Origin of the sequence: Roseomonas chloroacetimidivorans (genome assembly GCF_049629625.1) — a bacterium.
Taxonomy (GTDB): Bacteria; Pseudomonadota; Alphaproteobacteria; order Acetobacterales; family Acetobacteraceae; genus Roseomonas; species Roseomonas chloroacetimidivorans.
Window position 1 is genome coordinate 17,832 of the sequence record NZ_JBNBZS010000039.1, and the last position, 22,433, is coordinate 40,264.

Sequence of the window (22,433 nt, forward strand, 5' to 3'; positions counted from 1 at the left end):
TCGGCGATCACGCCCACGACATCAGTTCACGCGCCGCTTCACCGCCGCCACCACGGCCTCTGCGGTGATGCCGAAGTGCTTGTAAAGCTCGTCTGCCGGCGCGCTGGCGCCGAAGCCCGTCATGCCCACGAAGATGCCATCGGGCCCCAGCCAACGCGACCAGCCGAATTCCAGCGCCGCCTCAATGCCAACGCGCAGCGCGGTGCCGAGCACCGCCTGCTGCCAGCTCGGGTCCTGCAGCTCGAAAATCTTCCAGCAGGGCATGGAGACGACGGCGGTCGGGATGCCCGCCTCCTCCAGCATGTCCCGCGCCGCCATGGCGAGCATCACCTCGGAGCCCGTGGCGATCAGCGTGGCCTTCCGGTCGCCGCTCGCCTCGGCCAGCACATAGGCACCCCGCGCCGTGCGGTTCTCGCCCACATCGGTGCGCAGCGTCGGCAGGTTCTGGCGCGACAGCGCCAGCACGCTCGGTCCATCCGCCCGCTTCACCGCCAGCTCCCAGGACTCCGCCGTCTCGATCACATCGGCAGGGCGGAATACATAGAGGTTCGGGATGGCGCGGAGGGCGGGGAGCGTCTCCACGGGCTGGTGGGTCGGGCCGTCCTCGCCCAGGCCGATGCTGTCATGGGTCAGCACATGCACCACCCGCTGCCGCATCAGCGCGGCCAGGCGGATCGAGGGCCGCATGTAGTCGGAGAAGACGAGGAAGGTGCCGGAATAGGGGATGATGCCCCCATGCAGCGCCATCCCGTTCATGGCTGCCGCCATACCATGCTCGCGAATACCCCAGTGGACATAGCGCCCGCCGAAATTCTCGGCGGTCATCGCGGGAATGCCCTTCACATTGGTATTGTTCGAGCCGGTGAGGTCCGCCGAGCCGCCGACCATTTCGGGCAGGGCGGGAACCAGGGCTTCCAGCGCGCGCTGGCTGGCCACCCGGGTCGCAATCTTCGGCTTCTCGGCCGCGGCCTTGGCTTTCCACTCGGCCAGCGGGGCGTCCCAGCGCTCCGGCAGGCGGCCAGCCATGGCGCGCTCGAAGTCGGCGCGTTGCGGGTGCTTTGCCAAGCGCTTCAGCCAGGATCGCCGCGTGCCGCCGCCGCGCTTGCCGGCGGCTTCCCAGGCCTCGCGGATATCCGCAGGAACCTCGAACGGCCCGGCCTCCCAGCCCATCGCTGCCTTGGCCGCTGCCGCCTCCTCCGGGCCCAGCGGCGCGCCGTGGCTGCCCGCGGTGCCCGCCTTCTTCGGCGCGGAGAAGCCGATAATGGTTCGGCAGGCGATCAGCGTCGGCTTGCGGGACTTGGTCGCGGCTGTCAGGGCCGCGGCAACCGCCTCGTGGTCATGGCCGTCCACGCGCCGCACCGCCCAGCCATAGGCCTTGAAGCGCGCCAGCGTGTCCTCGGAGACGGAGAGGGAGGTGTCCCCGTCAATCGAGATGTGGTTGTCGTCCCAGAGCACCGTCAGCTTGCCCAGGCAGAAATGCCCGGCGAGCGAGGCCGCCTCATGGGAGACGCCTTCCTGCAGGTCGCCGTCGCCGCAGATCACCCAGGTGCGGTGATCCACAAGGCTCTTGCCGAAGCGGGCGGCCAGATGCCGCTCCGCCATGGCCATGCCGACGGCGGTGGCGATCCCCTGGCCCAGCGGGCCAGTGGTGGTCTCGATGCCCGGATGCTCACCCACCTCCGGATGGCCGGCGGCGGGGGAGTGGAGCTGGCGGAAGCGCTTGAGTTCGTCCACGCCCATGCCGGCATGGCCGCTGAGATGCAGCCAGGCATAGAGAAGCATTGAGCCGTGGCCCGCGCTGAGCACGAAGCGGTCGCGATCCGGCCAGCGCGGATCGGCTGCGTCATGCTTCATGAAGCGGGTGAAGAGCACCGTCGCGGCATCCGCCATGCCCATGGGCATGCCGGGGTGGCCGGACTTCGCCGCCTCCACCCCGTCGATGGCCAGGGCGCGGATGGCATCCGCCATGCGGCGCACCGGTGTCGCAGGGCGGGCGAGGATCGCCTCCTGCGCCACCAGCGCGGGGCTGCGCCCGGGGGTGGTGGGCTGGTTGTCAGGTTCCGTGGTGGCCAAGGGGGTCTCCGCGGCGTCATCGGGCGCATCGCGTCGCCGACCGAGCACGTGCATCCCATCGCGTGCCGGTGGCTATAGAGGGGCCTCGTGCCGCTGCCAACCCTGCGGCTCGGTGTTCGCGGCCGCCTAGCCGGTCCGCCGAGCGGTGGGCAGGCCGCGGCAACCTCGGCGGTCGGGCTCCGGAAACAGCGGAGATCAGTCTTTGGCTACCTCGGCCAGAGGCTTAGGGCGGGTTCTTCGCCCCCGCCGTGACAGCGGGCGAACCGGTCGCCCGTCAGAACGGCTTGTGCGCTTGTGCCCGCGTCAGCCGCTCCAGCCTTTCTATTGAGAGGCTGCCTCAGGTCGGGCGGTTCGCCCGCGCCAGGATCGCCTCGAACAGAACCTGGCAGCCATCGGCCGCTTCCTCGGGCAGGATGCTCTCCGCCTCGTTGTGGGAGAGGCCGTCCTTGCAGGGGGTGAAGATCATCGCGGCGGGGATGCGGCTGGCCACGTAGATCGCGTCATGCCCCGCGCCGGAGATGATCTCGCGCGCCGGCAGGCCGAGCCGCGCGGCCGCATCGCGCACCAGGCCGACGCAATCCGGGTCGAATGGCTGGGCAGGAATGCGGAACAACTCGCGCAGTTCAAGCGTCAGGCCGATTTCCTGTGCAATCGCCTGGGCTTTGGCGGGGAAATCGGCCGCCAGCGTCTCGATCTCAGCGCCCGAGGGGTGGCGGAACTCGACGGAGAATCGAACCTCGCCTGGGACAACGTTGCAGGAATTCGGGAAGACCTGCAGCCGGCCGACCGTACCGCGGCCATCCTCGCCGCGGGCGCGCATCAGGGAATCCACCAGGTTCACGACGCGGGCGGCGCCCAGCAGCGCGTCCCGCCGGGCGGAGGGCGGAGTGGTTCCGGCGTGCGAGTCCTGGCCGGTCAGCACCGCGTCGTACCAGACCTGAGCCTGGCCGCCGGTGACGATGCCGATGCGCTTTCCCTCGCGCTCCAGGATCGGGCCCTGCTCGATATGCAGCTCGAAATACGAATCGGCGTCGAAGGCCCTTGCAGGGTGCTCGCCCTTGTAGCCGATGGCTTCCAGCGCCTCGATCACCGACACGCCGTCGAGGTCCTTCAGCGCGTATGTCTCGGCCATGTCATAGACGCCTGACCATACACCGCTGCCCATGAGGGAATGGCCGAAGCGGCTGCCTTCCTCATCCGTCCAGTTGACGAGCTCCAGCGGTGCCTCGGTCTCGATGTTCAGGTCCTTGAGGGTGCGCATCACCTCGAGCCCGGCGATCACGCCCAGCGCGCCGTCGAACTTCCCGCCCGTGGGCTGGCTGTCCAGATGGCTGCCGAAGAGCACGGGCTTGCGCTTCGGGTCACGGCCGGGGCGGCGGGCGAACATATTGCCCATCTCATCCACCCGCACCGTCAACCCAGCTTCCTGGCACCATTGCGCGAACTGATCCCGGCCGGCGCGGTCCACCTCAGTCAGCGTCAGGCGCTTCACGCCACCCTTGGGCGTCGCGCCGAACTGCGCCATCGCCATCAGGCTGTCCCAGAGCCGGGCCGCATCAATGCGCTGGTTGGTGCCGGACATGCGCCGCTCGCTCCATCGTGGTGATAGGTGCGATCAATGCTGCGCCGCCGCAGATGCGGCAAGACCTCTCAGCCCGGCGCCATCATCACGGGGCCTCCGGCCTCTACCGCGCGCCGATAGGCCGGGCGCGCCCGCATCTCCTCCAGCCAGCGCCAGAGATGGCGGCGTTCCGCGGTCAGTCCGCCACGCGCGACGCTCGCCTCCACAGGGTAGATCATCTGGATATCGGCCGCGCTGAAGGCATCGCCCGCGAAGTACGGGGTCCGGGCGAGCGTCGCATCCATGTGGTCGAGATTGCCGCCGATCTGCGCGTCGATCCGCGGCAGAGCCGGCGCGGCGGCAGGGCCGAGGCGGGAGAGGTATAGCTTTACGAGGAGCGGCGGCATCGCCGAGCCCTCGGCGAAATGCAGCCAGTACAGATAGGCGCGATGGGCCGCGCTACCGGCCGCCGGGCGAAGGCGGCCTTCCTGGTCGTGGCGTTCAAGCAGCGATTCGATGATCGCGCCGGACTCCGCCAGCACCCCCGCCTCATCATCCTCGACCACTGGCGACTTGCCGAGGGGATGGACCCGCTTCAACCCGGGCGGGGCGGCCATGGTCTGCGGGTCGCGCGCGTAGGCGACCAGCTCATAGGGAAGGCCCAGCTCTTCCAGCAGCCAGAGAATGCGATGGGAGCGCGAGGTCGCGAGGTGGTGCAGGCGAATCATGCGGGCCTCCCGTATGGTTCCGGGCGCAGCCTTGCACCGACAGGCCTCAGGCCGCCAGTTCCTCCCGCACGGCGGTCAGGACCTCCTCCGAGAATGGGTCCCCGCCTGTCGCGCGTGCGATGGACAGCGCGCCCACCACCGCTGCCAGCGCGAGCAAGGCCCGCTCGCGCCGGCGGCGCTTCACCGAGGCCGGAAGAAGCCGCTCCATCGCTTCCGCCAGGCCGCGAATGCCGGCGGCATAGGCGCGCCGAACCGCCCCGCCCGGTACGTCCCGCGCCGCCTCAGCCACGAAGCTCGGCGCAGCGCAGCCCTGTCCCGGCGCATCGCGATGGGCGGTGCCAAGATAGAAGTCGAGCAAGGTGGCCAGCCCCTGGCCTGAAGGGTCCTCGGCCAGGGTCATCCAGCGGTTGCGGCCGCGCGCGAAGGCCTCCGCGCAGGCCTCGGCCGCCAGGGCCTCCTTGGAGCCGAAATGGCCGTAGAATCCGCCATGCGTCAGACCGGCCGCGGCCATGACCTCCGCCACGCTCACCGCCTCGATCCCGCGCTCGCGGAACAGGCGGGAGGCCACTTCCAGCACCGCCTGCCGGTTCTCCGCCACCTGGGCCCGCGATGACCGCGCCATTTCCGTTCTCCCACCCTGCCTGCAACGACTGCCGGTTGACTTTAACATGATAGCGGTCATTTTTATTCATGACGACCATCATGAGATCATAAATGGCCCTCCTCCGCTTGGCTTCCACACCGCGCAGTGCTTGGACGAGGAGTATCGCCTGATGTTCGCGCCCGCCCTCAATGCGCGGCTGGCCCGGCACGGGATCCATTATGGCTGGGCGATGGTCGCGCTCACCTTCCTCGTCTCGCTCTCCTCGGCGGGCGCGATGGGCATCCTGGGCGCGCTGCTCCTGCCGCTCCAGCGGGAGACGGGTTGGACGACGGCCTCCATCTCCGGCGCTCTGGCCCTGCGCGTCCTGCTCTTCGGCCTGATGGGCCCCTTCGCCGCCACCATCATGCAGCGCTACGGCCTGCGGCGGACCGTCGCGACAGCGTTGGCGCTGGTCGTCGCGGGCTGCCTGCTCTCCACGGCGATGACGCAGCTTTGGCAGCTCTGGCTCTTCTGGGGCGTCATCATCGGCCTCGGCACGGGCATGATGGCGATGGTGTTGGGCGCGACAGTGGCTAATCGCTGGTTTTTGCAACGACGCGGCCTCGTCCTGGGCATGCTGACGGCCGCCAACGCCACGGGACAACTTGCCTTCCTTCCGCTCGCGGCTTGGCTGGCGGAGGACCAGGGCTGGCGGATCGCCATGGCGCCGGTTCTCGTGGCCTGTGCCGTCGCGGGCGTGCTCATGGTGCTGTTCGCGTGCGACCGGCCGGAGCAGCTCGGCCTGCGTGCCTATGGCGAGGCGCCGGACGCTCCGGTCACTCCCGCCGCGCCGCCTTCCGCCAACCCCGTGCGCACCGCCTTCGCCACCCTGGCCGAGGCGTCGCGCAGCCCGGTTTTCTGGATCCTCTTTGCCAGCTTCGCGGTCTGCGGCCTCTCCACCAACGGGCTGATCCAGACGCATTTCATCCCGCTATGCGTGGATTTCGGGATGCAGGAAATTCAGGCGGCCTCGGTACTCGCGCTGATGGGCATCTTTGACTTCCTGGGCACCGTCGCCTCGGGCTGGCTCTCGGACCGGTATGACAGCCGCAAGCTGCTCTTCTGGTACTACGGGCTTCGCGGCCTTTCGCTGCTCCTCCTGCCGATGAGCACCTTCTCGCTCTACGGTCTCTCGATCTTCGCTGTCTTCTATGGGCTGGACTGGATCGCGACGGTGCCGCCGACGGTGAAGCTCGCTGGCCAGGCCTTCGGGCGGGAGAAGGCGCCGCTGGTTTTCGGCTGGATCTTCATGGGGCACCAACTCGGCGCGGCAGCGGCGGCCTTCGGCGGCGGCCTGAGCCGGGATGTGCTCTCCAGCTACTTGCCGGCCTTCTATGTGGCCGGCGCGGCTTGCCTCATCGCAGCGGTGATGGTGCTCGGGGCGCGGGCGCGAAAGGTGGCGCCGGCGTGAGAAAGCGCCGCACCGGGACCTTCTGCCCGGCGGGCAGTCTCACCGTGCTTGCCCGCTTTGGTGCCGCCGCCGCCCAGGGGAATGCAACAACGTAGCCACAATCCGTTCCAAGTCGAAACTTGGGTGTCGGCCCTGAGCGGCCCAAGGTTGGTGCGCGGCCAGGAAATAAGAACGTCACGCACCAGGAGGACTAATCATTGCATGCTATTGTCAACTTCTTCGCTCAGCTGACCTCGCCGCTCTGGCGATTCACCCGGGAAAGGCCCTGGCTTGCGGCGACCCTTCTCGGCGTCGCCTCCGCGATCTGCTTTCTGGAGGACATTCACTACGTCCGAACGATCCTTGGGCTCGGGGCATGCTCGGTCCTGATTGCCAAGTCTGAGAGGGATTTGCGGCAGGAGCGTGCGCTGGCCGCGAGCGGCCAGGGATAGGGAGACATCTGGCCGCTGCTTCCCGGCGGGCGCCCGGGCCAGTAAGCTCTGGCGTCCTTTTTCTTGCGATCGTCCCGAACCCGCATCGTGCCCTTGCGGTCCGGGTCCGCCCAAGCGATTTTGCGCGCCTTACCAGGCCGGAATCCGCCATGGCGCAAGCGCACTCTTCCACCCCGCCGCTGCTCCGTAACAGCAGCCTCGACACGCCGGAGATCCGACAGGCGCGGGTGGATCTCGCGGCCTGCTTCCGCATGGCCGCACGGCTGGGCCTGCAGGAGGGAATTTGCAACCACTTCTCCGTGGTGGTGCCCGGCCGGCCGGACCTGATGCTGGTGAATCCCTATGGCTATGCCTTTGGGGAGATCACGGCATCCCGCTTGCTGATCTGCGATCTCGAGGGCAACGTCCTGGCGGGGGAGGGGGTGCCGGAAGCCACCGCCTTCTATATTCACGCGCGGCTGCACCTTCGCCATCCGCGCGCGGTGGCCGCGTTCCACACCCATATGCCTAACGCCACGGCGCTTTCCATGCTGGAAGGCCCACCACTCGTCTGGGCCGGCCAGACCGCGCTGAAGTTCTACGGCCGGACTGCGGTGGACGAGGATTATAATGGCCTGGCCCTGGACTCCGCCGAAGGTGACCGCATCGCTGCCGTGATGGAGCAAGCCGATATCGGCTTCCTGAAGAATCACGGCGTCATGGTCGTCGGTCCTTCCATCGCCGAGGCCTGGGACGACCTCTACTACCTGGAGCGCGCGGCCGAGGTGCAGCGCCTCGCCCTCGCCACCGGCCGCCCGCTGAAGGCGGTACCGAAAGAGGTGGCTGAGCGCACCGCTGCGCAGATGCGCGGCGGCGGCGAAAGTGCGCGGCTGCACCTGGAGAGTATCAAGCGAATCCTGGCACGCGAGGAGCCGGACTATCTCGACTGATTCGCGTGGGCGGCGTGTTGGGCTGCTCTGCGTCGCCCTTACCACGCTGGGCTGGGGGCTGAACTGGCCGATCCTTAAGGCCCTGTTGACCGAGCTTCCGCCCATGGCGGCCCGGGGCTTCGCCGGCCTGTTGGCGAGCCTCGTTCTGGCTGGCTTTGCACTGCTGCGCGGCCTGCCGCTCAGCGTTCCCGTCGGAAAACGCGGCGCGCTGGTCCTGTCTTCGCTCCTGAACGTCACGGCCTGGATGGGGCTGGCGACCTATGGCCTGCTCTATGTCGGGGCGGGGGAGGGGGCGATGATCAGCTATACCATGCCGGCCTGGGCCTCCCTCCTGGCCTGGCCGGTGCTGGGGGAGCGGATAACGGCCCAGCGCCTGCTCGCGCTGCTGGCCGGCATGGCTGGTGTGACCGTCCTGGTCACGGGACAAGGGGTGGCCCTGGACTGGGCCAAGATGCCCGGTGTCCTTCTGCTTCTCGCGGCTTCGATCCTCTTCGCCCTGGCCACGGTCTGGTTCAAGCGGAACCCGCTGGGATTGAACCCCATCACTTCCGTCGCCTGGCAGGTGGGCCTCGGCTGCCTGCCGCTGGCGATTATCTCAGTCCTGACTGAACAGTTTTACTTTGGTGCCCTGTCCCCGCAGGGCTGGGCTGCCTTTCTCTACCTGGCGGCTGTTCCGCTCTGCCTCTGCTATCTCACCTGGTTCGCTGCCCTGGCTGTGCTGCCGGCCGGGGTGGCGGCGATCGGCACCCTGGGTACGCCACTGATCGGTGTCCTCTCTGGCGCTCTTATCCTGGGCGAGCCGATTGGATGGCGGCAGGTTCTGGCGCTGGCCCTGACCCTGGGCGGCATCCTGCTCGCGGTCCGGGCACCGCAGAGCGTCAGGACGGACTGACAGGACGGATGCGCGGCGCGCCGTTCCGGCCTATTGGGGCGCCGCATGTCAGATATTCCGATCATCCGCCTGCTGCCCGGCCGCGACCGGCGCGCCAAGTCCGGCCATCCCTGGATCTTCTCCAACGAGGTGGCCATGACGCCGGCCGCCCGCGCCATCCCGCCCGGCAGCGTGGTGCGGGTGGAGGGCGATGACGGCAGCCGGCTCGGCATCCACCAGTTCAACCCGCATTCCTTGATCGCTGCGCGCCGCCTGTCCCGCGATCCCGCGGCGGTGATCGATGACGCCTTCTGGCAGGCACGGATCGCCGATGCCCTGGCGCTCCGCACCCGCCTCTTCCCGACGCCGCATTACCGCCTGGTGCATGCCGAGGCTGACGGGCTGCCCGGCCTGATCCTGGACCGCTATGGCGATCTGATCGCCCTTCAGGCGAACACTGCCGGTATGGAGATGGCCACCCCCGCCATCCTGCGCGCGTTGGACACCCTGGTTGCCCCGCGCGCCGTGGTGGCGCGGAACGAGGCCGGGGTGCGCTCGCTGGAAGGCCTGCCCGAGGTTACCGCCCTACTGCGTGGAACCGACGCCGCCGGCACGGTGGAGGAGGGCGGAGTCAGCTTCTCCGTGGACCCGCTGGGTGGGCAGAAGACCGGCTGGTTCTTCGACCAACGGGAGAACCGCGCCCGCGTCGCCAATCTGGCCCGGGGCGAGACGGTGCTCGACGCCTTCTGCCACACCGGTGGCTTCGGGCTTCAGGCCGCGGCGGCTGGCGCGGCCCGTGTGACCCTGCTGGACCGCTCTGAGCACGCCCTGGCCACCGCCATGGGCACCGCCCGGCGCAATGGGCTGGCGGACCGGGTGGAGGCTGTTCGGGGTGAGGCCATGGAGGCGCTCGAGCGGATGGGACGGGAAGGCATGCGCTTCGGCGTTGTCGTCGCCGACCCACCTGCCTTCGCGAAAAGCCGGAAGGACATTCCGGCCGCGATCCGGGCCTATGCCCAGCTCGCGCGGCGGGCGGCAGGGCTGGTCGCGCCGGGCGGCTTTCTCTTTATCGCCTCCTGCAGCCACCACGTTCCGTCCGGGGAGTTCGCGGACACTGTGATTGGCGGGATCCAGCGGGCGCGGCGGGATGCCCGGATCCTGGCGATGACAGGAGCTGGGCCGGACCACCCCGTACATCCCATGCTACCTGAAAGTGCATATCTTAAGGCGCTGACCTTCCAGCTTTCTTAGAATTAATGCTGCGGTGCAGAAAAGCCCGCGCCACGACCTTGAACCTCGCCGATTCGAGAATTAGTTAGCAAGCTAACGTTAGCAAGCTACCATAGATCGCGAAGATGGCCCTGGACGTGGATTTCGTAACGGCACTCCGCCGCGTGACCCAGAAATGGCGCACGCGGTGGGATGCCGAGCTGCGCGACAGCGGCCAGACCTTGGGCCGCTCGCGCGCGCTCCTGCTGCTCCATCAGGGCGGCGGCGATGTGATGCAGCGCGACCTCGCCGAGCAGCTCTCGGTGGAGCACCCGACCCTTGTGCGCCTTTTGGATGGGCTGGAGCGGCAGGGCCTGATCCGGCGTGAGCCGGTGCCGGGCAATGCGCGCGCAAACCGGATTGTCCTGACGGAGCAGGCGGCGCCTGTGGTCGCCGAGGTGGACGCTGTCTCGGCCAAGCTGCGCGAGCGCGTTCTTCGTTCCATCCCGCGGGAAGACATCGCGACGGCGTTGCGCGTGCTCGAGAGCATCTCGGCACGGCTCGAGGAACTGGACAGCATCCCGGCCGAGCCGGACATGGAGACGGCGGGACGATGAGTGACAGCCCCGCGGCAATGCCGGGGGCAGGAGTCGCCGCGCCAGCGCCTGCCCCGGCCCCACAGCCGCCCGACGAGCTGGCGCCACTTCCGCGCCTGCTTCTCTACATTTTTGCCTCCCTGATCTTCGGCCTCGCCCAGGGTTATGGGAACAACCTGGTCATGGCCAATCTCCAGGCGGTGCAGGCCACCTTCAGCGCAACCACCAACGAGGCGGCCTGGCTCTCCGCGGCCTATAGCTCCACGAGCATCACGGCCTCTCTGCTGGTCTGGAAGATCCGTACGCAGTTCGGGCTGAGGCTCGTCGCCAAGATCTGCCTGGCGCTCTTTGTCATGGCGTCGCTCGCCCATCTGCTGGTGAGCGATCTGCAATCGGCCGTGCTGCTGCGCGCCGTCTCGGGCTTCCTGGCGGCGCCGCTCCAAACGCTGGCTTTTCTCTATGTGCTCGAAGTGCTGCCGACGCGGCACAAGCTCACCATCGGCATCGGCTTCGGCCTGATCGGGTCCCAGATCGCGACGCCTTTGGCCCGGCTGGTCTCGCCTGAGCTGCTGGATCTGGGGCTCTGGGACCAGCTGAACATGCTGGAGCTGGCACTCTCCGTCATGGCGCTGGCCCTGGTTTTCCTCTTGCCGATCACCCCGCCGCCCCGGGCCAAGGTCTTCGACCGGGTGGACATCATCAGCTTGCCGCTCCTGGTCGTCGGGCTTGGGCTCCTGGCCGTGGTGCTGAGCCTCGGTCGTTATTACTGGTGGACCGAGGCGCCCTGGCTCGGCGTCTGCCTTGCCGGCGGCATCGGCGCGCTGACCCTGCTGGTCGCGGTGGAGCTGAACCGCAGCCAGCCCATCGTGAACCTGCACTGGCTCTCCTCCACCGACATGATCCTGTTCGGCGGGTCGATGTTCTTCGCCCGATTTATCCTGTCTGAGCAGACCACGGGCGTGATCGGCTTTTTCCAGAATCTCGGCCTGCTCAACGAGCATATGGCCGGGATGCTCTGGGTGATCTTCTTTGCCACCCTGATCGGCTACCTCAGTGTCTCCTTCATCAACCGCCCGGAGAACCGGGCCGCCATTCACTTGGTGGCGCTGGCGATGATCACCATCGGCGCCTGGATGGAGAGCCACGGGACCAACCTGACCCGCCCGCAGGACCTCTATGTTTCCCAGGCGCTGGTGGCCTTCGGCGGCGCCATCTTCCTGCCTCCGGCGGTAGGCTGGGCATTCGGCCACACGCTGCGCGCCGGCATCAATTACCTGACCAGCTTCTTCGCGGTGTTCCTCGCCTCTCAGAATCTCGGGTCACTGCTCGGTTCTTCCGCGCTCGGCACCCTCGTGATCGTCCGGGAGAAATTCCACTCCAGCCAGATCGTGGAGTCTCTCACCCTTGCCGATCCGCTGGTCGCGCAGCGGATCCAGCAATACGGGGCCTCCTATGCGCGCGTCCTAGGGGATCAGGCGCTCCGCGGTGCGGAGGGCTCCGCCTTGCTCGGGCAGGTGGCGACGCGCGAGGCCTATGTCCTTGCCTATAACGACCTCTTCCTCGCGGTCGCCGTCGTCTCCGCCTTCTGCCTTCTCGGCCTCATCATTCACCAGCTTCTCGTCTGGCGCGGGCGGCGCGTGGCAGCACGCGCGGCCCAGGCGGCCTGACCCCCAACGCAGGATCCCATGACCTTCCCGAAGTTCCCCGGCTCGCGTGCCACCATTCCCGCCCTTCTTATCGGGCTCGTGGGCGTCCTTCTCGTTCTCTACACCTGGCGGCTGCCCCCCTTCACCTCGACGGTGCAGGTCACGGACGACGCCTATGTGCGTGGCCTCGTCACCACGGTCAGCCCGCAGGTGGCCGGCTACCTCGTCGAGATCCCCGTGCAGGACTATGCCGAAGTAAAGGAAGGCGATCTGCTGGCGCGGATCGACGACCGGATCTTCCAGCAGCGAGTGGCGCAGGCGCGGGCCCAGCTCGCCGCCAGCCAGGCGGCCCTGAGCAACCTCGATGTTCAACGCCGCACCAAGGAGGCGCAGATCGAGGTCGCCCACGCGCAGATCGAGAATGCGGAGGCGGTGCTGACCAAGGCTCAGGCGGATCTGCGCCGGATCGAGCCCCTGATCGAGCAGAACATCCAGTCACGGGCCCAGGGCGACACGGTGCGCGCCGCGCTGCGGCAGGCTGAGGCGGGGCTGGCCCAGGCCCGGGCATCCGAAAGCGTGGCGCAGCAATCCCTGGCTGAGACCCTGGCCACCCGCACCAATCTGGAGGCCGCCGTGCAGGGCGCCGAGGCCTCCATGCGTCTGGCCGAGATCGACCTCCAGAATACCCGCATCCTCGCGCCGGGCGACGGGCGTTTGGGCGAGGTGGGGGCGCGCGTCGGGCAGTATGTCACGGCCGGCACGCAGATCACTTCCCTGGTGCCCGACCGGCGCTGGGTGGTCGCGAATTACAAGGAGACACAGCTTGCGGGCATGCGGGTCGGACAGCCCGTCACCTTCCGGGTGGACGCTCTGCGGGGCGCTGAGTTGACCGGGCGGATCGAGCGCTTTTCACCCGCCACCGGATCGGAGTTCAGCGTGATCCGTGCGGATAACGCCACAGGCAACTTCACCAAGGTGGCCCAGCGCCTGCCTGTGCGGATCGCTATCGACCCGAACCAGCCACTCGCCCGCGAGCTGGCGCCCGGCATGTCCGTGGTCGTCCGGATCAACACGGCTGCCCCCGTGCTGGCCGGCTCGGAGGATAGCAGCGTCAAGGCCGCACAGAACTGAGCGGCCCGGCACGGCGCGCCGGCTGCGCGCGCTAAAGGAAGCGCGCGCGCAGATCCACGCTGTCCCGCCGGCCGAGCGCCGCGCGATTTTCTGCCAGCCAAGCCTCGGCCGCTGCCCGGCCATTCTCGCGCAGGCTGATAAGAAAGCCCCATTCCCCATTGTATTTGGTGGAAATATCCAGCTGGCGCATATGCTCCTCATCCTGGATCAGGTGGATGAAAAGGCGCTGGTAGCGGGGTGGCTTCAGCACCCCCTGGTCCACCAGGCGCTGCACGAACTCGATCGCACGCATCTCATACATCAGCGAAGCATTGAAGCCGATCTCATTGATTCTCGTGTTAATATCCTGCACGGTCTGCGGGATATCCGGGCGGGAGAGGGGGTTGATCCCCACCAGCACGATGTCCGGCGGGCCGCCGCTGTCATAGAGCGGCCAGAGCGCCGGATTGCCCATGTAGCCACCATCCCAGAAGGCCTCGCCATCGATCTCCACGGCGCGGAACAGGTTGGGCAGGCAGGCGGAGGCGAGCAGCGCCTCCCGCGTCACCTCATGGCGGGCGAAGACGCGTGGTTTGCCGGTGCGGACATTGGTGGCCGTCACGAAGAGCCGGGGCGCCTCCGGATGGGCGCAGAGGACGCCCAGGTCCAGCACCTCCTCCAGTACCCGCCGTAGCGGGTTCATCTCAATGGGGAAGGGATTGAGCTGATAGGGCGAGAAGAGCCGGGTGATCGTGTCGAAGGCCTGCCAGGCGAAGCTGCGGCTGAGATCGGGACCCCAGAGAAGCTCCTCGAAGGGGCTGTTCCGCAGCGGGCTGAAGGCTGCGCGGGTGCCAATCGCGGTCCAAAGCCGGTCCAGCAGCGCCGCCGCGCCTGCCCGGCCTCCCTCAGCCATACCCTGGGCGAAGGCCGCGCCATTGATGGCACCGGCGGAGGTGCCGGAGATTGCGGCTACCTCGATCGACTCCTCCTCCAGCAGGCGCAGCAGCACGCCCCAGGTGAAGGCACCATGAGTGCCTCCGCCCTGGAGGGCGAGGTTAATCCGGTGTGGTGCTGTCGAGCGTGCGACGGCGGGGGCGGCCGGGGTGCCCTCGATCGGGGGCAGCCCCTCCTTCCCGCCTTCGGGCGCGGCGCTCAAGAGGCGGTCCAGGCGCCGTCGATCGAAAGGGCGGAACCGTTCACCGCCCCGCTATTCGGGCCGCAGAGATAGACGGCCATCTGGGCCACCTCCTCCACCTCCACCCAGCGCTTGCTGGGCTGCTTCTCCAGCAGGTAGTCGGCCAGCGCGACCTCCTCGGAAACGCCGTGCTTCTTCGCCAGGGGGGCGACCTGCGCCTCCGCCAGCGGGGTGCGGACGAAGCCCGGGCAGATGGCATTGCAGGTCACATTGGTGCGCGCGACCTCGATCGCGACCGTCTTGTTCAGCCCGACCACCCCGTGCTTGGCCGCGACGTAAGCGGCTTTATAGGGCGAGGCGACGAGGCCATGGGCGGAGGCAATGTTGACGATCCGCCCCCAGTTCCGCTGCTTCATCCCGGGAAGCAGCGCCTTGATGGCGTGGAAGTTCGAGGAAAGATTAATCGCGAGGATCGCGTCCCACTTCTCCTCCGGGAACTCCTCCACGGGGCTGACAAACTGGATGCCCGCGTTATTGATGAGGATGTCCACCTGCCCGAGCGCGGCGGTGGCCTCAGCGCACATCTGCCGCACGCCTTCGGCCCTGGAGAGGTCGGCGCCGGAATAGGGCGTCTCGCCCCCCTGCACGGAAGCGACCTCGGCCCGGGCGGCGGCGATCTGCTCGGGCGTGCCAAAGCCGTTCAGCATGACCCGCGCCCCCTCCCGGGCGAAGGCAAGGGCGATAGCGAGGCCGATTCCGCTGGTGGAGCCGGTGACGAGGGCGGTGCGGCCCTCCAGGGACTTTGTCATGCGCAAGCTTCCTCGGTAGGCCCGGGCGGGCCGGGCTGCGGCAGGAGAAGCCTAAGGCAGCCGCTTCGCAATCCCCGCGAGCCAGCGAAGGGAGGGGTGGGTCAGCATCGGCGCCCGGTGCTCCAGTGCCGCGCGGGCAATGGCGGCGGAAAGCGCGGGATGGGGCAGGGAGACCGAGGCCAGGTCCGAAACCGGGCGGCCGAGGCCCATGGCGAGCATCCCCGCCATTTCCAACCCGCCGGCGGCGAGGAGGCTGGCCCCGACCAGCCGCCCGCGGCGGTCCACCGAGAGCTTCACCAGCCCTTCGAAGATGCCCTCCGCCGCCGCGCGGGCCGTATCGGCCAGGGGCCAGCGAAGGGCCTCGACGCTGTCCTCCGGCGTCGTCGCGCCGAGCTGGACCAGGGCCGGCTCGGTGCGGATCGCCCGCACTGGCACTGGAAGTTCCGATGTGCTGGGCGCCCGGAACAGCATGCTGCGGGCTAGGATGCCTACATCCCCGGCACCGGGGCGGCCCAGAACGCCGCCCGCTGCCCAGACGCGGCGGCTTCCCAGTAGCCGCAGCCCGGCATCGACGGTCAGGCCGCCTTCCTGCGCGGCCAACCCGGCGGCGGTCAGGTCCAGCCCGGCGAGCCGGGGCATCCGGCCCATGGCGAGCAGCAGATGCGATCCATCCAGCCGCGTTCCATCGGCAAGGAGCAGGGTGAAACCGCCCGGCCTCCGCTCAACGCGCGCGATTTCATGACCCTCTATCAGGGTCACGCCGTCCCGCCGCAGCGCGCGGGCCAGCCCCTCCGCCAATTCCGGATCGGCCTCCGGCGCGATTCGGGCGGGCTCGATTACCGTGGCGTGGGATCCCAGCCGGGCGAAGGCCTGGGCCATCTCCAACCCGAAGCCGCTGCCGCCGAGAATGACGAGGTGCTCCGGCGCCGATTCGAGGCCGTGGAGCGTGTCGACGGTCAGATAGGGGATGGATTCCAGCCCCTCCAGCGCTGGCACGATCGGGGCGGCGCCGGCGGCGATAACCGCGCGGCGGAACCGCCATTCCCGGCCGGCGGCACCCACCGAGTCCGGGCCGGCAAAATGCGCGGCGGTGCGGACAACCTCCACACCCATGGCCTCGAACCGGGCCTGGGTGGAGTCGGGTGCGGCTTCCGCATCTGCGGCGGCCAGGTGAGTGCGCAGGGCCAGCCAGTCCGTTTTTGCCTCACCCGTGCCGATGCCGAAGCGCGGGCCGCCCCGCATGGCTGCAGCCCGGGCGGCACAGGCGCGCAACGCGGCCTGGGCAATCTCGGGGTCCGGCGCCTCGCCGCCCATGGGGCCGCGCTCGAACAGCGTGACGCGCAGGCCAAGCGCGGCCGCCAGGGCCGCCACGCCACGTCCGGCCTCGCCGGCCCCGATTACGGCGATGTCGGTCTCTGGCATAAATCCCCTTCCGGCGCTGCATACCCCCGGCCCAGGCCGCGGCGGGCCTTGGATAACGCCGTGCGCCAGGAAGGGTAGGGGGCAGGCTTCGGTTGACGCGGGCGTGACACGCTTTCTATACAGCGCCACCCGCGCCGGGCATCCCGCCGCGGCTGCCTGTGTCCGCGTGCCTATTCCTGGCCGCGAACGAGGTGGCCGGGTGGACCGGCGAAAGACCGGTCGGCGGTGCCGTCCGGACCACACCATTCGAAGCCGCCCTTTCGATCCGGGCCGGCCCGCACCCTGACGGAGCGTCTTGCCGTGAAGCGTACTTACCAGCCCTCCAAGCTCGTCCGGAAGCGCCGGCACGGGTTCCGGTCCCGCATGGAGACGGTGGGCGGCCGCAAGGTTCTGGCCAACCGCCGCTCCAAGGGCCGCAAGAAGCTGTCGGCCTGAGGCCTTACGGGGGCGCCTGTGACCGGCGCCCCATTGGTCACCTGCCCATGAAGCTGCCCCGGATGAAGAAGCGGCGCGATTTCCTGCGCGCCGCCCAGCGCGGAAAGCGCGTCGCCCGGCCGGGGCTGGTGATCCAGGCCCTGCCGGAGACGGGTGGGCCTTTGCGCCTTGGCTTCACTGTAACAAAAAAGGTCGGCAATGCCGTGGTGCGCAACCGCACCAAGCGGCGCCTGCGCGAGGCCGCGCGGCTGGTCCTGGGCGATTCGCCGCCTGCCGGATGGGACATCGTGCTGATCGGCCGCGACGAGACGCGGGATCGTCCCTTCACCCAACTGCAGGGTGATCTGCGCGGGGCGCTGAAGCAGACCGGCGTGCCCCTATGAACCCCGCAGCCGAGGTCTTGAAGATCGGCGTGCGCACCTACCAGTTCACGCTGCGTCCCTTCATCGGCGCGAATTGCCGATTCCATCCTCATTGCAGTGCCTACGCGATCGAGGCCCTGACGGAGCACGGCGCGCTGCGCGGCACCGCCCTGACCGCCCGCCGCATTCTCCGCTGCAACCCCTGGAACCCGGGCGGCTACGATCCCGTGCCGCCCGCGACGAAGACCTGAACGCCGGACCCGATGGACAACAAGCGTCTCCTTGCCGCGATTGCGATCTCGATCGGCATCCTGCTGCTCTTCGACGTGTGGAACCGTCCTGCCCGGGACGCCGCCCAGCGTCAGGCCGCGCAGCAGGTCCAGCAGTCGCAGACCAGCTCCGTGCCGCTGCCTCAGGGGAACACAGCCCTGAATCCGGCGGGAGTCGCCAGCACCGGCCCGAATGACGGCGCGCCGACCAGCCCCGCCCCGCGCCTGCGGATCGAGAGCCCGCGCGTGGAAGGCAGCGTGAACCTGCGCGGCGCCCGCATCGACGACCTGGTGCTGCGCGACTATCGCGAGACCATCCAGCCCGGCAGCCCCAATGTTCGCTTGCTGGCCCCGCGCGAGGACAATGCGTCCTATTTCGCGCAATGGGGCTGGACGGCCGCAGATGGCCGCACCGCCGTGCCCGGCCCGAACACGGACTGGACGGCCGAAGGCACCACCCTGACGCCTTCCACCCCCGTCACCCTCCGCTGGGACAACGGCCAGGGCCAGCGCTTCGAGATCGCGCTCTCCCTCGACCAGAACTTCATGGTCACGGCCGAGCAGCGCGTGGTGAACACGGGCTCCGAGCCTGCGCAGGTCCTGCCCTGGGCCCGGGTGCGCCGCGAGCACACGCCCCATGTCGCCGGGTACTACATCCTGCATGAGGGCTTCGTCGGCGTGGTCGACGAGCGTCTGCGCGAAGTGAAGTACGCCGATGCCAAGACCGAGGCGGCGCGCCGCAATGGCGCCCCGGCCTTTGAGAGCGACAGCGCCGGCGGCTGGGCTGGCTTCACCGACAAGTACTGGCTGGCGGCCATTGCGCCGGTGGACCAGTCCTCGCGGAACCATGCCGCTTTCCGTGTGACGCAGGAGAACGGGCAGGACCGCTGGCAGGTGGATTTCGCGCCGACTGGCCCCGTGACCGCAGCGCCCGGCGCCACGGCCGGCTTCGCCACCCGCCTCTTCGCCGGCGCGAAGGAGGTGAAGCTGCTTGATGCCTATACTGATAACCTGGGTATCAAGGATTTCTACTCGGCCGTCGATTTCGGCTACTTCTGGTTCCTGACCAAGCCGTTCTTCTATGCGCTCGACTGGCTCTTCGGCGTGGTCGGTAATTTCGGCGTGGCGATCCTGATCTTCACGATCGTGCTGAAGGGCCTGTTCTTCCCGCTGGCGAGCAAGTCCTACAAGTCGATGGCCCGCATGAAGGCGCTGGGGCCGAAGATGCAGGAGCTGAAGGAGCGCCATAAGGACGATCCTGCGAAGCTGCAGCAGGAGATGATGGCCATGTACAAGGCGGAGCAGGTCAACCCTGCCGCCGGCTGCCTGCCCATCCTGATCCAGATCCCGGTCTTCTTCGCGCTCTACAAGGTGCTGTTCGTCACCATCGAAATGCGGCACGCGCCCTTCTTCGGCTGGATCCGCGACCTTTCGGCGCCCGACCCGACCAACCTGTTCAACCTGTTCGGCCTGATCCCCTGGGATCCGCCCCTGTTCCTGCACATGCCGGCCTGGGCGATCATCATGGGCATCACCATGTACGTTCAGTTCAAGCTGAACCCGACGCCGCCGGATCCCATCCAGGCCAAGCTGTTCGGCTTCATGCCGATCATCTTCACCTTCATGCTGGCCAGCTTCCCGGCGGGCCTGGTGATCTACTGGTCCTGGAACAACCTGCTCTCGGTCGCCCAGCAGTATTACATCACCCGGCATGACCGGGAGGTACGGCGGCTCGAGAAGGCCGCGGCACGAACGTGACGGGGGCGGATACCCGCGATGCGGAGGAGGCAGCCCGGATCGAAGCCGGGCGCCTGCTTTTCGCCCGCCCGGTCCGGTTCTTCTTCGCCGCGCAGAAGCTGGAAGGGCTGCCCCCGACGACGGGACCGGAGATAGCCTTTTGCGGGCGCTCCAATGTGGGCAAGTCTTCCCTGATCAACGCGCTGGCCGGGCAGAACGCCTTGGCCCGCGTCTCCCACACGCCCGGCCGCACGCGGCAGCTCAACTTCTTCGCTGCTGGTGAGGGGACGGAGCATCCCCTTACCCTCGTGGACATGCCCGGTTACGGCTTCGCCCAGGCCAGCAAGGCCGTGAAGGCTGACTGGCAGGGCCTGATGTTCGACTATCTACGTGGTCGTCCGACGCTGCGCCGGGTTTTCCTGCTGATGGATGCCCGGATTGAGACGAAGGACGGCGACCGCGCGGCCATGGACCTGTTGGGCGAGGCCGCCGTGCCCTTCCAGATCGTCCTGACCAAGTCCGACGACACAAAGCCCGCCTCCCGCCTCGTCAGGCGGCAGGAGGAAATGGCGGAGATCGTCCGGAAGCGCGTCGCCGCTCATCCCGTGGTGATCACGACGTCCTCAGCGAAGGGCACGGGCATTCCGGAGCTGCGGGCGGCCCTGGCAGAGATCGCTGCGGCGGGCTGACGGCCGGAGCCGGGCAGGGGGTCTGGGCAGCAGGGCCTTCCAGGCTCCGCGGCCCGATTGCGGAGAAGGCTTTGCTGCGGGCAGGCCGCACATGCGCCCGCCCCGGGTTGACCGCGCCGTGCCGTGCCCCTTACCACCCCGGGGATTGCGCGCGGCCCGGCCGGGCGCGACGCGCCCGACCTTTCGGGCCGCCTTCCGGGGAATGTCATGAGCACCGACGCGCAAGATCAGATGGCCATCCTTGCCGGCGCGCTGCCCTATCTGAAGCGCTATGATGACCAGATCGTGGTGGTGAAGTATGGCGGCCACGCGATGGGCGAGGAGGAGAGCGCCCTGCGCTTCGGCCGCGACATCGCGCTGCTGGAGCAGGTGGGCGTGAACCCCGTGGTGGTGCATGGCGGCGGGCCGCAGATCAACGCCATGCTCAAGCGGCTGGACGTGAAGTCCACTTTCATCAACGGGCTCCGCGTCACGGATGCCGGCATGGTGGATGTGGTCGAGATGGTCCTGGCCGGCACGGTGAACAAGCAGGTGGCCGAGGCGATCACCCGCGCGGGCGTCATTGCGGTCGGTATTTCGGGCAAGGACGGCAACCTGATTCGCGCCCGCAAGGCGCAGCGCACCATGCGCGACCCGCAGACGAATGAGGAGCGGGAGATCGACCTCGGCTTCGTCGGGGAGCCGGAGCATGTCGACACCAAGGTGCTGGAGCTGCTGATCGGCGCAGACATCGTGCCCGTGGTCGCCCCGGTGGGCGTGGGGGCGGATGGCCAGACCTACAACATCAATGCCGATACATCCGCGGGCGCCATTGCCGGCGCGCTGAAGGCGGCGCGGCTGCTGATGCTGACCGACGTGCCGGGCGTGCGTGGCCCGGATGGGAACCACATCCCCGAGATGACGGTGGCCGAGGTACGCGCTGGCATCGAAGCCGGCTGGATCTCGGGCGGCATGATCCCGAAGGTCGAAACCTGCATCTACGCCATCGAGAAGGGCGTGCAGGGGGCCGTGATCCTGGACGGCCGGGTGCCCCATGCGGTGCTGGCAGAGCTGTTCACGGCCGGTGGCCCGGGAACCCTCATCAAGCCGTAGCGCCAGCGCGCGTTCTCGATCAGGCCGGGACGAGAAGGCCGTCCACCAGGGCCTGCATCGTCTCCGGCTCCATGGCCCAGCCCGTGCCGGGCTGGGCCAGAAGCTCCTCGGGCCTGCTGCCCGCCAGCCGCATCTGCGCAAGCGCGGCGGCCCGCGTGGAGAGCCCCGCCTTCCAGCAGAGTGCGACCGTGACGGGCCCCTGCCGCAGCGCCAGGGCCCTCGACACGACCCCGGCCGGCAGTCCGCTCAGCCCCGCGAGGATGCGGGCGCAATCCGATACCTGCGCGAGCCGTGCGGCACTGGTGAAGCTTTTCTCGTCCATGCCCCAGGACTGGGCGGCGGCGGGCCGGGGGAAAGGTGCCCCGGCGCGCGGGGTGCCGGGTGTCACCATGTCCAGGTCAGTGCGGGTGAGGAGGAGGTGCAGCGCCTCCTCTGCCAGAACGCCCTGAAGGCTGCGGACCACCGCGCCACTCAGGGCCGGGCGGCGCACGATCGCGGCCTGCCAGGCGGCCACCGTGCCGCACCGGGCCGCGATGGCCAGTAGCGTCGCTTCCTGGATCCGGGCCGTGCCATTGGCCAGCAGCGCCGCGACGGCCGGAACATCCGCCCGGGCTGCGATGGCATCCGAGGGCGCCTCGGGAAGGTTTGGGCGGCGGGCGATGGCCACCAGCGTCTCGGGCACGGGTGGATCGGCGATCAACAGAAGAAGGTCCTCCTCCTCCAGCAGCGGAGAGCCGCGCAGGACCGGCTCCGCCACGGCCATGGCGACATCCCGCGCCAGGCGTAGGATCAGCGCGCGCGGGACATCGGGTTGCTCGGCCACCAGCTCCGTGACCGCCGCGCGAACAGCGATGACATCATCCTCCACCAACAGGCAAAGCGTGTCCCAGGTGGTCCGGCGCTGGCGGTCCGAGCTCGCCGGGTCTAGCAGGGGCGCCAGCGAGGCGAGCTTGCGCGCGAGCACCCGCCGCACCCCCGGTTCCGAATCGCGGGCCAGGACCTGGTCGGCGAGCGGCGGCGTGGCCGCGTTCGCAGCGATGGCGGCGCGCACGGTGATGGCCGGGTCATTGGCCAGGAAGAAGAGCATCTCGGGTGCCGTATCCGCCCGCTCCGCCAGCCGGGCCCGCGTCGCGTCATCCATGCGACGGGGTGAAGGAACCGTGCCGCCATCCATCATCGCCTCCTGCGGTGGCCGGGGTCGCGCGCTACCCGGATGGGCGGCGCGGAACCCCGTTGCTGGCCCAGGCTGCGCGCCACCGGTGAAAGAAGGCTGAA

General features: G+C 68.7%; 21 protein-coding genes. 13 read left to right on the plus strand and 8 right to left on the minus strand.

The window, feature by feature from the left end:
* Positions 1-21: 21 nt before the first annotated feature.
* From tkt to ACO1BU_RS23520, 4 genes are all read right to left on the minus strand, one after another.
* Positions 22-2,073: a transketolase gene (gene tkt / locus ACO1BU_RS23505; protein ID WP_424138402.1), complete on the minus strand. Its 2,052-nt coding sequence runs from the start codon at positions 2,071-2,073 to the stop codon at positions 22-24.
* A gap of 337 nt (positions 2,074-2,410) precedes the next feature.
* The gene (locus ACO1BU_RS23510; protein ID WP_424138403.1) at positions 2,411-3,655 is read right to left on the minus strand and encodes a Zn-dependent hydrolase; all 1,245 of its coding nucleotides are present in this window, start codon (positions 3,653-3,655) and stop codon (positions 2,411-2,413) included.
* Positions 3,656-3,723: 68 nt separating this feature from the next.
* A complete protein-coding gene (locus ACO1BU_RS23515; protein ID WP_424138404.1) occupies positions 3,724-4,362 on the minus strand; it encodes a glutathione S-transferase family protein in 639 nt (212 codons plus the stop codon).
* A 46-nt stretch (positions 4,363-4,408) separates the two neighbouring features.
* A complete protein-coding gene (locus ACO1BU_RS23520) occupies positions 4,409-4,984 on the minus strand; it encodes a TetR/AcrR family transcriptional regulator (RefSeq protein ID WP_424138405.1) in 576 nt (191 codons plus the stop codon).
* 151 nt (positions 4,985-5,135) lie between these two features.
* Between ACO1BU_RS23520 and ACO1BU_RS23525 the strand changes: the two genes are divergently transcribed.
* From ACO1BU_RS23525 to ACO1BU_RS23555, 7 genes are all read left to right on the plus strand, one after another.
* Positions 5,136-6,416, plus strand: a complete 1,281-nt coding sequence (locus ACO1BU_RS23525; protein WP_424138406.1) for an MFS transporter — start codon at positions 5,136-5,138, stop codon at positions 6,414-6,416.
* Between the two features lie 580 nt (positions 6,417-6,996).
* Positions 6,997-7,776, plus strand: a complete 780-nt coding sequence (locus ACO1BU_RS23530; protein ID WP_424138407.1) for an aldolase — start codon at positions 6,997-6,999, stop codon at positions 7,774-7,776.
* Positions 7,709-8,668, plus strand: coding sequence for a DMT family transporter (locus ACO1BU_RS23535; RefSeq protein ID WP_424138408.1), 960 nt, complete (start codon positions 7,709-7,711; stop codon positions 8,666-8,668). Before ACO1BU_RS23530 ends, ACO1BU_RS23535 begins: the two co-directional genes overlap by 68 nt.
* Before the next feature lie 45 nt (positions 8,669-8,713).
* On the plus strand, positions 8,714-9,898 hold the full coding sequence (locus ACO1BU_RS23540; RefSeq protein WP_424138409.1) for a class I SAM-dependent rRNA methyltransferase: 1,185 nt from the start codon (positions 8,714-8,716) through the stop codon (positions 9,896-9,898).
* Positions 9,899-10,002: 104 nt separating this feature from the next.
* Positions 10,003-10,473, plus strand: a complete 471-nt coding sequence (locus tag ACO1BU_RS23545) for a MarR family winged helix-turn-helix transcriptional regulator (RefSeq protein WP_424138410.1) — start codon at positions 10,003-10,005, stop codon at positions 10,471-10,473.
* Complete coding sequence (locus ACO1BU_RS23550; protein ID WP_424138411.1) at positions 10,470-12,119, plus strand: MFS transporter; 1,650 nt, start codon at positions 10,470-10,472, stop codon at positions 12,117-12,119. The genes ACO1BU_RS23545 and ACO1BU_RS23550 overlap by 4 nt, the downstream gene beginning before the upstream one ends.
* An 18-nt stretch (positions 12,120-12,137) precedes the next feature.
* On the plus strand, positions 12,138-13,229 hold the full coding sequence (locus ACO1BU_RS23555) for an HlyD family secretion protein (RefSeq protein WP_424138412.1): 1,092 nt from the start codon (positions 12,138-12,140) through the stop codon (positions 13,227-13,229).
* A gap of 31 nt (positions 13,230-13,260) precedes the next feature.
* Here ACO1BU_RS23555 and ACO1BU_RS23560 read toward each other — a convergent pair whose 3' ends face one another.
* From ACO1BU_RS23560 to ACO1BU_RS23570, 3 genes are read right to left on the minus strand one after another with little or no spacing between them, the layout of a single operon-like run.
* The gene (locus ACO1BU_RS23560; RefSeq protein ID WP_424138413.1) at positions 13,261-14,364 is read right to left on the minus strand and encodes a patatin-like phospholipase family protein; all 1,104 of its coding nucleotides are present in this window, start codon (positions 14,362-14,364) and stop codon (positions 13,261-13,263) included.
* On the minus strand, positions 14,361-15,152 hold the full coding sequence (locus tag ACO1BU_RS23565; protein ID WP_424138414.1) for a 3-hydroxybutyrate dehydrogenase: 792 nt from the start codon (positions 15,150-15,152) through the stop codon (positions 14,361-14,363). The genes ACO1BU_RS23560 and ACO1BU_RS23565 overlap by 4 nt, the downstream gene beginning before the upstream one ends.
* A 51-nt stretch (positions 15,153-15,203) precedes the next feature.
* On the minus strand, positions 15,204-16,574 hold the full coding sequence (locus ACO1BU_RS23570) for an FAD-dependent oxidoreductase (RefSeq protein ID WP_424138415.1): 1,371 nt from the start codon (positions 16,572-16,574) through the stop codon (positions 15,204-15,206).
* Positions 16,575-16,874: 300 nt separating this feature from the next.
* Between ACO1BU_RS23570 and rpmH the strand changes: the two genes are divergently transcribed.
* The 6 genes from rpmH to argB all read left to right on the plus strand — a co-directional run bounded on the left by rpmH (position 16,875) and on the right by argB (position 21,158).
* Complete coding sequence (gene rpmH / locus ACO1BU_RS23575) at positions 16,875-17,009, plus strand: 50S ribosomal protein L34 (protein WP_424138427.1); 135 nt, start codon at positions 16,875-16,877, stop codon at positions 17,007-17,009.
* A 41-nt stretch (positions 17,010-17,050) separates the two neighbouring features.
* Positions 17,051-17,392 carry a ribonuclease P protein component gene (rnpA, locus tag ACO1BU_RS23580; RefSeq protein ID WP_424138428.1) on the plus strand — a complete coding sequence of 114 codons (342 nt, stop codon included), beginning with the start codon at positions 17,051-17,053 and terminating at the stop codon, positions 17,390-17,392.
* Complete coding sequence (gene yidD, locus ACO1BU_RS23585) at positions 17,389-17,622, plus strand: membrane protein insertion efficiency factor YidD (protein WP_424138416.1); 234 nt, start codon at positions 17,389-17,391, stop codon at positions 17,620-17,622. Before rnpA ends, yidD begins: the two co-directional genes overlap by 4 nt.
* Before the next feature lie 12 nt (positions 17,623-17,634).
* The gene (yidC, locus tag ACO1BU_RS23590; RefSeq protein ID WP_424138417.1) at positions 17,635-19,398 is read left to right on the plus strand and encodes a membrane protein insertase YidC; all 1,764 of its coding nucleotides are present in this window, start codon (positions 17,635-17,637) and stop codon (positions 19,396-19,398) included.
* Positions 19,395-20,066: a ribosome biogenesis GTP-binding protein YihA/YsxC gene (yihA, locus tag ACO1BU_RS23595; protein WP_424138418.1), complete on the plus strand. Its 672-nt coding sequence runs from the start codon at positions 19,395-19,397 to the stop codon at positions 20,064-20,066. The genes yidC and yihA overlap by 4 nt, the downstream gene beginning before the upstream one ends.
* Positions 20,067-20,273: 207 nt before the next feature.
* Positions 20,274-21,158 carry an acetylglutamate kinase gene (gene argB / locus ACO1BU_RS23600; protein WP_424138429.1) on the plus strand — a complete coding sequence of 295 codons (885 nt, stop codon included), beginning with the start codon at positions 20,274-20,276 and terminating at the stop codon, positions 21,156-21,158.
* Between the two features lie 19 nt (positions 21,159-21,177).
* On the opposite strand, the gene ACO1BU_RS23605 is transcribed toward argB, so the two are convergent.
* Positions 21,178-22,299, minus strand: a complete 1,122-nt coding sequence (locus ACO1BU_RS23605) for a DUF2336 domain-containing protein (RefSeq protein WP_424138419.1) — start codon at positions 22,297-22,299, stop codon at positions 21,178-21,180.
* Positions 22,300-22,433: the final 134 nt, after the last annotated feature.